Source organism: Pararhodobacter sp., from assembly GCF_036802785.1.
Lineage (GTDB): Bacteria > Pseudomonadota > Alphaproteobacteria > Rhodobacterales > Rhodobacteraceae > Pararhodobacter.
The window spans coordinates 1-9,767 of the sequence record NZ_DAIRVN010000111.1 but is presented as its reverse complement, the minus strand read 5'-3'; the positions used below and the strand labels follow the sequence as shown (position 1 = coordinate 9,767).

The following is a 9,767-nucleotide window of genomic DNA, read 5'->3' as shown; positions in this document are numbered from 1 at the left end:
GGGGGGGGGCGTCAGCGGGCATGTTGCGCGCCGCGCGGAACCGGGACGGCGCATGCCTCACGGCAGCGGTTGACCCTTGCCTCCAGCACCTGCGAGATGCGCTCAACCCCTGATTTCAGCAAGGCATCCTCGTGCCATCCGGCCAGCGGATACACCGGCGTATCGGCGGCCAGCAGGCCCGACCAGCCAAAGCTCAGCCGCAGGGCCGCCTCGGTATGCGCCCTTGTCTTGAACAGAACCACTTCGCCCTCGTACTGGTCGAAGGGATGCTTGCGGCTCATTCGGACAAGCTGTGCATTGACGGCGATCGCCAGCCGCTCGGCCTCGGTTTTCGGCTCGGCCATGCCCAGTCGGCGCATCATTCCGTTGCCCAGGTTACTCTTCCTGAACAGTTCTGCCCAGCCGATGCGGCCCGCAGCCTTCTCGGTCAGATAGTGCCCCCAGCGCCGCGCGCGGATGGTCCAGCGCGCGACAATGCGTTCAAGGCGGGTCATGCGGACAAAGCGCCCCGGCTCCCATGTGTCAATCATTGCAACCGCCAGAATGTGCTCGCCCGCCTCCGCCAGTTTCTGGCTGATCCGCAGCCCCAGCAGGCCGTCCACACATTGCCCGCAAAGGACCATGGGGCGGCCGCTATAGCGGGCACGCAGCCGCCGCGCCGCCTCGGCTGCGATGGCATCGAAATCCATCTCTTTGAGCAGGGCAAAGGCAGCCTCATCAGGGACGAAAACATTGGCGACCTCCAGATCGTCCGAAAGGTTGCGTGCCATGGCATGATAGAGGAAGGGCTGGTTGATCGTGGCAATCACGGGGCTGCCTGCATGGGCGGGGTGCAGGGTCATGATCTCGATCACGCGCCCGTCGGTCCCCTGGGGTGCGGCACCATGGGCGTTGTCTTGCAGCGCCTCGCGCAACGCCCGGGAAAACCCGTCCAGTGTCGGATCGCTCAGAAAGGCCGCCAGCGGCACCCGTTTGCCGAATTGTGCCTCGACGCGCGCGAGCATGCGCAACACCCGCAGCGAATACCCGCCCAGTTCAAAGAAATCGCCCTGACACTCCGCCACGGGGATGCCCAGAATATCGGCCCAGATCTGCCGCACCGCCGGTGCAACAATGCCCCTGCCGGGCAGGTCGTCATGCGGCGAAGGCAGCGCATCATCCTCCGGCAGCGGCGCGGACAGGGCATGGGGAACGCGCCTGCGGGTCTGGGGTCTGAGCGGCAGGGTCGAAAGGCTTCGCGCAGGCTCAGAAAGGGTGATGTCAAAGGTCGCCAGCAAGAGGTCGGCAAACGCGTCGACCGTCTGCTTGCTGAACATCGCATCGTTGTAATCGATCATCAGCTTCCAGCCCGCATTCCGGCCGATGATCTGGATGTTCATGTCGTAAAACACGCCCGGCATATGCGACGGGACCGAGACCATCTCGAACGCGCCATAGCGACGTTCCTGCAGAAACACGCGCTGCATGTTCAGGTTGAGCGAGACCAGCGGTCTGCGGCTGGCATCCCGCGGGCGCTTGAGGCGGCGCACCACCTTGTCGAACGGATAGGCCTGATGCAGCACGGCCTCCTTCACAACCGCGCTGACCCGGGAAATGTGATCCAGCAGCGAATCGTCCGGGTGCACCTCGATCCGCAGAGCGAGTGTGTTGATGAAAACGCCGATCAGCTGCTCGATGGCGGTATCGGTTCTGCCCGCGACCGGCGAGGCGAAGAGGATGTCGGTCTTGCCGCTCCAGCGATGAAGCGCCGCGCTCATCACTGCCGCGCCCAGCGTGAAGAACGATATGCCCGCCGATTTGTTGAACGCGGTCATCCTTGCGTCGAAACCGGCGGGGAAGGGTTTGATCAGGGTCTTGCCGGTGGTCGTGCGGATGGCCGGGCGCGGAAAATCTGTCTCAAGTTCGAAATACGCCGCGTCTTTCAGCTTCCGTTCCCAGAAAAGCCCGTCTTCCTCCTGCGCGCCCGATGCCTCAAGCTCCTTTTCCCAAAGCGCATAGTCGCCGTATTGCAGGGCAAGTTCCGGCAGGTCCGGCGCCCGGTTTTCGGACAGTGCCTGAACGGTCAGGCCCAGCTCATTGCCAAGAACGCCAATAGAAAAGCCATCAAAGGCAATATGATGCGCGACAATCAGTATCGCCGCCCGGTCAGGCGCAAGGCGCACCAGTGACATGCGCAACTGGCAGGGCCGGGTCAGATCGAACGGCTCCGCGGCCAGTTCGCGCGCCATCGCGGCAACCCGTGCATCATGGTCCTTCGGCGAGACGGCGCGCAGATCCACCACACCCAGATGGAACCGCACCCCCGTGACCACCTCTTGCCGGAGCTCGCCATGCTCCTCGACAAACCGGGTGCGGAGCATCTCATGCCGGTCGGTGATGATCTGCATCGCCCGCTCGATATCCGCGACGCGGAAGGCACCACGGAGTTCCCATCTGACAGCGATATTCAGCTCGATATCGCCGGGTTTGGCCATTTCCTGAAACCAGAAGCGTTGCTGGGCGGAGGTTGTCGGGAAGCGACCGACAAAATCAAAGAGCTGTGCAATCTCCATACTCACCCCCAACGCCACAAATTTACCATTTTTAGCGTAGCGGATTCGGTGGAAGTGACCAAAGAGAATCTCTTTGGGGTTGTTCGCCGGTTTAAGTGACGGAATATTAATGGGTTGCGTGGCCGCTGGATGCCGCACGCAGCCTCCCCGGCGACGGTTTTCTCCGAAAACGCTGTGCCAGACGGGGCGCTCAGCCGAAACGCGATTCGCGCAATCCGGTGCTCAATCAACGGGGATTGCGGTGTTGATGCCGGTTTCCCATGCACCTCCTCCGCAAGGCAGACGCGCCTCGCTAGGTGAGCGCTCAGATTTCTCAATGATTCTGGGCAGTTGCCCCTCACTGAAAAATCCACCCGATACCTCTTGAATCAGTGCTTGCCATGCCCACTTATGTAAATGTAAATTACATTAACACCGACAGACAGAGGAGACTGGCAAATGACGGCAATCGCAACCTGGCCCGGACGGGCTGAAACCTGGCTGGACGAGCGCGGCAAGCCCGCGTGGATTGCGGCCATGGTGGTCGGATTCATCGTGTTCTGGCCGATCGGTCTGGCACTTCTGGCATATATGATTTGGGGAAAGCAGATGTTTGGAAAATCGTGCAAGGGCCGCAACCGGATGCATCGCGGCGTCACCGGAACCTCGGGCAACAGCGCTTTTGATGCCTACAAGTCGGATATGCTCAAGCGGCTGGAAGATGAGCAGGCGGCCTTCGGCGCCTTTCTGGACCGGCTGCGCGAGGCGAAGGACAAGTCCGAATTCGACGCCTTCATGGACGACCGTGCGCGTCGCCGTGGCGACGAGGCCCGTCAGGGCGAACCGGCGAACTGAGCCTTTTCTGGCTGTGAGAAGCGCCACCCGGCCCCGCAAGGGCCGGGTGTTTTGCGTTCCCTTCCCCCTCGCAATGGCGCCCTCAGCAGAACGGGGGCCGTTCTGCCCTTTCCATCGCCCCGGTTTCCCGCCATGGTCGCGCGCGGCAAAAGGTCCGGAGGGGGCGACAGATGCGCTGGGAAGACCCGTATGCGGCACCGGGGCAGGTGGTGGGGCTGTTCGGCGGCTCATTCGATCCGCCGCATCCGGGGCATCTGCACCTCTCGCGGGAGGCGCTCAAGCGGCTGGGGCTGGATCAGCTCTGGTGGCTGGTCAGCCCGGGTAACCCGCTCAAACAGCATCCGCCCGCGCCGTTGGCGCACCGGCTGGCGGCGGCAGCGGCCATGGCGCGGCACCCGCGCGTGAAGATCACCGATATCGAGGCGCGGCTGGGCACGCGGGCCACCGCCGATACGCTGGCGGCACTGCAGCAGCGCTATCCGGGGGTGCGCTTCGTCTGGGTGATGGGGGCCGATAATCTGGCCGGGTTCCATCGCTGGGGCCGCTGGCGCGAGATCATGGCGAACGTGCCCGTCGCAGTATTTGCCCGGCCCGGCCAGCGGGTTGCGGCGCTGTCGGCGCGCACCGCGCGTCAATACGCGGCCTACCGTCTGCCTGCGCAGGCAGCAAGGCTGCTGGGCCGGGCAGATGCGCCCGCCTGGGTTTATCTGGACATGCCGATGCGCCCGGAATCGTCCAGCGCGATGCGGGCGCGGGCAGCCGGTACCGCCCCGGATAAAGGGAACGGGGCTGGAAAAGCCGGACCGCAATGACATAGGATCAACGCAGTTTTGACATGCCATCGTCCGTGCCGGATGGTTGCATGGGCATGGTGCCATCACCGGCACCTGCCGCGCTGCCGTTCGTATCTGTTGAAGGGAGTATCATGGCCTCTGACCACCCGCATCCGACCCGCCGCGCCCTCCTGGGCGGGTTGCTTGCGGCCAGTGCCTTTCCGGCGCTGGCCAATGCCCCCGAACGCTCGCTGCGCCCGCTGCCACGCCCCTCCGCGCCCGGCGCGCGGGGAAGTGCGCCTGCGGTGGCGGCGCAATCCGTCGAGCGGCTGTTGCAGCGCGCCAATCTGGGCGGGGTGACGGGGTTCATCGCGCTGGATGCGCAGAGCGGGACGATTCTGGAGGAACATGGCGCCGACCAGCCCTTGCCGCCCGCCAGCGTGGCCAAGGCGCCAAGCGCGCTTTTCGCCATTCATGCGCTGGGGATGGAGCATCGGTTCATCACCCGCGTTCTGGCGCGGGGCGGGGCCATTGCAGGGGGCGTGCTGCGCGGGGATCTGGTGTTGCAGGGCGGTGGCGACCCGGGCCTGCAAACCGAGGATATGGCGCGGATGGCCGATGCGCTGATCGCGCAGGGGTTGCGGCGGGTGGAGGGGCGGTTTCTGCTTGATGACAGCGCCCTGCCCGAGATTTCGCAGATCGCCACCGACCAGCCTGTGCAGGCGGGCTACAACCCGGCGATTTCGGGGCTGAACCTGAACTATAACCGCGTGCATTTCCAATGGGCACCCAGCGGCGGGCAGATGCGGCTGACGATGGATGCGCGCTCTAACCGCGAGGTGCCTGCGGTTTCGGTGATCAGGATCGAGGCGCGCGACAGGGGTGATCCGGTCTATACCTATGCCAACGCTGCCGGGCGCGAGGCCTGGACGGTATCGCGGCAGGCGCTGGGCAATGGCGGGTCACGCTGGCTGCCGGTGCGCCGCCCCGGCCCCTATGCAGGCGACGTGTTGCGCGCGTTGCTGGCGGCGCGCGGCTGCACCCTGCCTGCCCCGCAGGCGGCTTCGGGCGGCAGCGGCGGCGCTGTGCTGGCTGAGAACCGCTCGGCACAACTGAGCGAGATGGCGCGCGAGATGCTGCGCTTTTCTACCAATATCACCGCCGAATGCGTGGGCTTGACCGCCGCGCGGCGGCTGGTGCCCGGCATCGCCGCGCTGCCCGGCTCAGGGCAGGTGATGGCGGGGTGGCTGGCGCAGCGCTATGGCGCACAGGGGCTGCAATTCGCCGATCATTCGGGGCTGAGCGACGCCTCACGCGTGACGGCCCGGGGGATGGGTGCCTTCTTTCTGGCCGCCCACCGCGAGGGGATTCTGCCCGGCCTGCTGCGCCGCCATACGATGCGTGACGCGCAGGGCCGCGAGATGAACAATCACCCGGTCGCCGTTCACGCCAAGACCGGCACGCTGAATTTCGTCAACGGGCTGGGCGGCTATGTCCGCGCGCCGGGCGGGCGCGAGATCGTCTTTGCCATTTTCAGCGGCGACCTGCCGCGCCGTGCCACCATCCCGGTGCAGGCCCGCGACCGCCCGCCGGGTGCGCAGGAATGGGCGCGCCGGGCCCGCACGCTCCAACAGGGCTTGATCGAGCGCTGGGCGGCCACCTATGGCTGAGCGCGCGCCCGGGCTTAACTGTTTGCCGCGCGCGGCGGCGCGGCGGTATCCACGCAGCGGAACGGGCCTTTCGCCGTGATACCGGACGGGATTTTCCACCTTCTGGGCGGGATCGGCCTGTTCCTTTACGGGATGCAGGCGCTGACCGCCGAGCTGAAGGTCATGGCCTCGGATCAGGCGCGCGCTGCGATCCGGCGCTTTGCGGCGCGCCCGGTTACGGGAATGGCGGCGGGGGCGGCGATTACGGCGCTGATCCAGTCGTCCAGCGCGACCATGGTGATGACGCTGGGCTTTGTCGGCGCCGGCATCCTCAGCTTCAGCCAGTCGCTGGGAATCATACTGGGGGCCAATATCGGCACCACCTTCACCGGCTGGATGGTGATGCTGCTGGGCGTCAAGATCAACCTTGGCACCCTCGCCTTTCCGGTGCTGTTCGCGGCGGGGCTGATGCGGATACTGACCTCCGGCGCTGTGGCGCGGCTGGGGGGTGTCTTGGCGGGGCTGTGCCTGATCTTCATCGGCATCGACCTGCTGAAAGAGGGGATGTCGGTGTTCGACGGGCTGCTGAGCCCCGAAAATCTGCCCACCGACACGCTTTGGGGCCGGTTGCAGCTGCTGGGGCTGGGGGTGGTGGTGACGGTGGTCACCCAGTCGTCCAGCGCCGGGGTGGCAGCGACGATCGTGCTTCTGTCCGAGGGGCATGTCAGCTTCACGCAGGCGGCGGCACTGGTGATCGGCATGACGGTCGGCACCACCTTTACCGGCGTTCTGGCCAGTCTTGGCGGCAATATCGCCATGCGGCGCACGGCGATTGCGCATCTGATCTTCAACCTGACGCAGGGGCTGGTGGCGCTGTCGCTGCTCGATCTGGTGGTGCGTGTCATGGCGGCAGGGATCACCATGGGCGATGCGCCGCTGGCGCTGGTGCTGTTCCACAGCGGTTTCGCGCTGGTGGGGGCACTGGTGTTTCTGCCCTTCACCGGCGCGTTCGCGCGGCTGGTGGAATGGCTGGTGCCCGAACGTCCGCTGGCGATTGAGCAGGAACTGGATGCGCGCTTTCTGACCGATCCGGCGGCCGCGCTGGATGTGGTGCTGTCCGGCAGCAGGCGGCAGATTTCGGCGCTTTTCGGGCAGTTGGGTGCGCTGCTGGCGCCGGGGTTGCGGCCGGCGGAGGTGCCTGATCTGGCGGGGCAGGTCAGCAATGCCGATGCGCTGGGGCTGTTCCTGTCGCAGATCGCTCTGCCTGAGAAAGACCCGCTGCGTCAGGAACGCTATGGCGAACTGATGGCGCTGCTGGACCATCTGCGCCGCCTGATCCAGCGCGCCGGGCAGGGCGGGCGGATGACGGTCGCCATGTATGAGCCGATGCTGCGGCGCGAGACGTTGTATTTCGGCGCGATCCTGCGCGCGGTGGCGCAGCTTGAGGCCGGGTTCATCCCCGGTGATGCGGAAAAGGCGCGCGAACATGCCACGCAGCTGGCGCGGCTGCATGCCCGGCTGGTGCGTGCGCAACCCCGGCTGGCCCGGCGCGAAGACCGGCTGCGGCGGCGCGTTCTGTCAACCCGTGCCGCCCCGCCCCGGATTTTCGCCATCACCGATTCGATGCGCTGGCTGCGGCGCAGCTCAGCCCATGCCGAACGCGTGCTGTTTCACCTGCTGGCGGCTGAACGTCAGGCCATGGCCGCACATGCCCCGCCACCGTCATCTGACACCGCCGCCTGAGGGGGGCGGCGCTGTCAGCCGTGCATATGCCGCGCCCGCGCGCCGCGCTCGATGGCGGCGGCGTGCAGGCGGTCGATGTTCAGCTCAAAGCGCAGCTCTTCCAGAAAGCGCAGCTCGGTCTGCAGCAGCTTGCCATCGGCTGCGGCCACATCGCAGGCCAGCGCATAGGCCGTTTCATACAGGCGCTCAGGCAGGTTGCTGCGCACCAGCCCGAACAGGGCATCCAGCCCGTCCTCTTCCTCGAACAGGTCAAAGACCGTTTGCGCCACGATCTTGACGCGGTCGAAATCATACTCAGCAAAGATCGGCAACTGGTTCACCAGCGCCTCGATGGCCAACAGCTCCGCCGTGCGGATTTCGCTGTCGGCGACCGAGACCGCGATCAGCGTAGCGATCAGGCTGTCTTGCGGAGAAAGGGAATGCGGAGGCTGTGCCATGAGGCTGTCCTGTTCAGGGGGGCTGGGGGCCAGAATATTGACTGCGACCGGGCCGGGCAATAGGAAGCGCATCACGAAGCCCTCTGTGCCATGGCGAACTCTTCCCTGAACCCCTGAGCGAAAGCAAGTGATATGACCTCTCTGCGCGATGCCGCGATGACCTCCAAGGCCTGGCCCTTTGAAGAGGCGCGCAGGCTGCTCAAACGCTACGAGAAGGCGCCACCCGCCAAGGGGCATGTCCTGTTTGAAACCGGCTATGGCCCCTCGGGCCTGCCGCATCTCGGCACCTTCGGTGAGGTGGCGCGCACCACCATGATCCGCCGCGCGTTCGAGGTGATCTCGGACATTCCGACCCGGCTGATCTGCTTTTCTGACGATATGGACGGGATGCGTAAGATCCCCGACAATGTGCCCAACCCCGATATGCTGCGCGAGCATCTGCAACGCCCGCTGACATCCGTGCCTGACCCGTTCGGCGAATACGACAGCTTTGGCGGGCATAACAACGCCATGCTGCGCCGGTTTCTGGACACGTTCGGCTTTGAATACGAGTTCATCTCGGCCACCGAGTTCTACAAGACCGGCCAGTTTGACGCGATCCTGCTGCGCGCGGCGGAACGCTATGATGCGCTGATGGAGGTCATGCTGAAATCGCTGCGCGAGGAGCGCCAGCAGACCTATTCGATCTTCCTGCCGATCCACCCGGAGACGGGCCGGGTGCTGTATGTGCCACTCAAGGAGGTGAACGCCAAAGACGGCACCATCACCTTTGATGACGAGGACGGGCGCGAATGGACGCTGCCGGTCACCGGCGGGCAGGTGAAGCTGCAATGGAAGCCCGATTTCGGCGCGCGCTGGGCGGCGCTGGATGTCGATTTCGAGATGTATGGCAAGGATCACAGCACCAACACGCCAATCTATGACCGGATCTGCGAGGTTCTGGGCGGGCGCAAGCCCGAGCATTTCACCTATGAGCTGTTTCTGGATGAAAACGGCGAGAAAATCTCGAAGTCACGCGGCAACGGGCTGACGATTGATGAATGGCTGACCTATGCCGCGACCGAGAGCCTGTCGTATTTCATGTATCAGAAACCCAAAACCGCCAAGCGGATGCATTTCGATGTGATCCCGCGTGCGGTGGATGAATATCACCAGCAGCTGCGCGCCTATCCTGACCAGACGCCGGAACAGCAGGCGGCTAACCCGGTCTGGCATATCCATGGCGGCAACCCGCCGGAATCGCGCATGGTGGTGCCGTTCTCGATGCTGCTGAATCTGGCAGCGGTGGCCGGGGCGCGCGACAAATCAGGCCTGTGGGGCTTCATCCGGCGCTACGCGCCCGACGCCAGCCCTGAAACCCACCCCGATCTGGACGCCGCCGCCGGCTATGCCCTGCGCTATTTCCACGATTTTGTGGCGCCCCAGCGGGTGTTCCGCCTGCCCGACGATCAGGAACGTGCGGCGATGGAAGATCTGGCCGCGCGGCTGGAAAGCTGGGACGGCGGGCTGGACGGCGAGGCGCTACAAAGCATGGTATTCGCCGTGGGCAAGGAGCACGGGTTCGAGAACCTGCGCGACTGGTTCAAGGCGCTCTATGAGGTGCTGCTGGGCGCATCCGAGGGGCCGCGCTTCGGCGGGTTCATCGCGCTTTACGGCATTGACGAAAGCCGCGCGCTGATCGCCCGGGGGCTGGCGGGCGAGCTGGCTGCACCGAAGGGCTGACCGGGCGGCGCTGGATGTCGATTTCGAGATGTATGGCAAGGATCACAGCACCAACAC

At 65.2% G+C, this 9,767-nt stretch carries 7 protein-coding genes; 5 read left to right on the top strand and 2 right to left on the bottom strand.

Translation table 11 applies throughout. The features are described 5' to 3' along the window. Positions 1–11: 11 nt before the first annotated feature. A complete protein-coding gene (locus V7Q53_RS22430; protein WP_333831156.1) occupies positions 12–2,552 on the bottom strand; it encodes a condensation domain-containing protein in 2,541 nt (846 codons plus the stop codon). Positions 2,553–2,990: 438 nt separating this feature from the next. Here V7Q53_RS22430 and V7Q53_RS22425 point away from each other — a divergent pair, with 438 nt between their 5' ends. The 4 genes from V7Q53_RS22425 (at position 2,991) to V7Q53_RS22410 (ending at position 7,551) form a co-directional block, all read left to right on the top strand. Next, positions 2,991–3,386, top strand: coding sequence for a DUF2852 domain-containing protein (locus V7Q53_RS22425; RefSeq protein WP_333831154.1), 396 nt, complete (start codon positions 2,991–2,993; stop codon positions 3,384–3,386). Between the two features lie 170 nt (positions 3,387–3,556). Further along, positions 3,557–4,198, top strand: coding sequence for a nicotinate-nucleotide adenylyltransferase (locus V7Q53_RS22420; RefSeq protein ID WP_333831153.1), 642 nt, complete (start codon positions 3,557–3,559; stop codon positions 4,196–4,198). Between the two features lie 113 nt (positions 4,199–4,311). Continuing rightward, positions 4,312–5,829 carry a D-alanyl-D-alanine carboxypeptidase/D-alanyl-D-alanine endopeptidase gene (dacB, locus tag V7Q53_RS22415; protein WP_333831152.1) on the top strand — a complete coding sequence of 506 codons (1,518 nt, stop codon included), beginning with the start codon at positions 4,312–4,314 and terminating at the stop codon, positions 5,827–5,829. A 75-nt stretch (positions 5,830–5,904) separates the two neighbouring features. Continuing rightward, positions 5,905–7,551 carry a Na/Pi cotransporter family protein gene (locus V7Q53_RS22410; protein ID WP_333831150.1) on the top strand — a complete coding sequence of 549 codons (1,647 nt, stop codon included), beginning with the start codon at positions 5,905–5,907 and terminating at the stop codon, positions 7,549–7,551. A 14-nt stretch (positions 7,552–7,565) separates the two neighbouring features. Here the strand turns inward: V7Q53_RS22410 and V7Q53_RS22405 are convergent, their stop codons facing one another. Further along, positions 7,566–7,988, bottom strand: coding sequence for a tellurite resistance TerB family protein (locus tag V7Q53_RS22405; protein ID WP_333831148.1), 423 nt, complete (start codon positions 7,986–7,988; stop codon positions 7,566–7,568). Between the two features lie 132 nt (positions 7,989–8,120). On the opposite strand from V7Q53_RS22405, the gene V7Q53_RS22400 reads away from it, so the two are divergent. Beyond that, complete coding sequence (locus tag V7Q53_RS22400) at positions 8,121–9,710, top strand: lysine--tRNA ligase (protein ID WP_333831147.1); 1,590 nt, start codon at positions 8,121–8,123, stop codon at positions 9,708–9,710. Positions 9,711–9,767 lie beyond the last annotated feature (57 nt).

What these genes read in the sequence shown, in the direction of transcription:
- V7Q53_RS22430 (WP_333831156.1), bottom strand. Translation starts at nt 2,552, where the DNA reads ATGGAGATTGCACAGCTCTTTGATTTTGTCGGTCGCTTCCCGACAACC.
- V7Q53_RS22425 (WP_333831154.1), top strand. Translation starts at nt 2,991, where the DNA reads ATGACGGCAATCGCAACCTGGCCCGGACGGGCTGAAACCTGGCTGGAC.
- V7Q53_RS22420 (WP_333831153.1), top strand. Translation starts at nt 3,557, where the DNA reads ATGCGCTGGGAAGACCCGTATGCGGCACCGGGGCAGGTGGTGGGGCTG.
- dacB (WP_333831152.1), top strand. Translation starts at nt 4,312, where the DNA reads ATGGCCTCTGACCACCCGCATCCGACCCGCCGCGCCCTCCTGGGCGGG.
- V7Q53_RS22405 (WP_333831148.1), bottom strand. Translation starts at nt 7,988, where the DNA reads ATGGCACAGCCTCCGCATTCCCTTTCTCCGCAAGACAGCCTGATCGCT.
- V7Q53_RS22400 (WP_333831147.1), top strand. Translation starts at nt 8,121, where the DNA reads ATGACCTCTCTGCGCGATGCCGCGATGACCTCCAAGGCCTGGCCCTTT.